Origin of the sequence: Micromonospora qiuiae (genome assembly GCF_016863555.1) — a bacterium.
GTDB lineage: Bacteria > Actinomycetota > Actinomycetes > Mycobacteriales > Micromonosporaceae > Micromonospora > Micromonospora qiuiae.
On sequence record NZ_BOPC01000188.1, the window covers coordinates 1 to 973 of the forward strand.

The 973-nt window shown below is 65.3% G+C and carries 1 protein-coding gene; it reads left to right on the forward strand.

Going from position 1 to position 973, the window contains the following annotated elements:
- The first annotated feature begins 102 nt into the window (after positions 1–102).
- Positions 103–945, forward strand: a complete 843-nt coding sequence (locus Vqi01_RS30340) for an IS5 family transposase (protein WP_204038558.1) — start codon at positions 103–105, stop codon at positions 943–945.
- Positions 946–973 lie beyond the last annotated feature (28 nt).

A 973-nucleotide genomic window follows, 5' to 3' on the forward strand; every position in this document is an offset into this window, starting at 1 on the left:
AAGAGGTCGCGCAAATAGGTCGGCGGGCACCGGCGGGTAGGAGACGGGCACAGGCATCAGTGATCATGAAGGTTCCTACGCCTAGTGATCACTGGAACGCCTGTGCCCGCTGTCCCATCATGGCTGAGCGATCCCTTGTGGGACCAATTCGCTGCGCTGCTGCCCGCACGATCCGTCACCGATCCGAGCCACCCCCTGGGTTGCCACCGTCGACGCATCGCCGACCGGCTCGTGTTCGACAAGCTCCTGCAAGTGCTGCGTTTCGGCTGCTCGTACGAGGCCATCGCCGACTCGACCTGCTCGGCCACCACGATCCGCAACCGCCGCGACGAATGGATCAACCTCGGCCTGTTCGCCCAACTCAAGGCGATCGCGCTCGACGCCTACGACCGCATCGTCGGACTCCTGCTCGATGACCTCGCCATCGATGGGTGCATCACCAAAGCACCCGGCGGCGGCGAGATCGCCGGGCGATCACCGGTCGACCGCGGCAAACAGGGCATGAAACGCTCACTGATGGTCGAGGCTCGCGGCATCCCGCTGGGACGCGTCCTGGCCGGCGCCAACCGCCACGACTCGCCACTGCTCAAACCCACCCTGGAACACCTCGACGACCTCGGCCCGTTACCCGAAGACATCACCATCCACCTGGACGCCGGCTACAACTCCGCCGCGACCCGCGACCTCCTCGCCGCACGAGGCCTGACCGGCGAGATCGCCCGCAAAGGAGTCAAGGCCCCCGTCCAGGCCACCAAACGATGGCATGTCGAACGCACGAACGCCTGGCACAACGCCTTCAACCGGCTCCAACGCTGCTACGAACGCAAAGAGACAGTCGTCCACGCCTACTTCGACCTCGCCGACGCCATCATCACCGTACGTAGCCTCATCCGGCAGGCCTGGACCTTGTACCGGTGGGACACCCGCCCCACCCGCCGACCATGAAACCCACCTATCTGCGCGACCTCTAAAC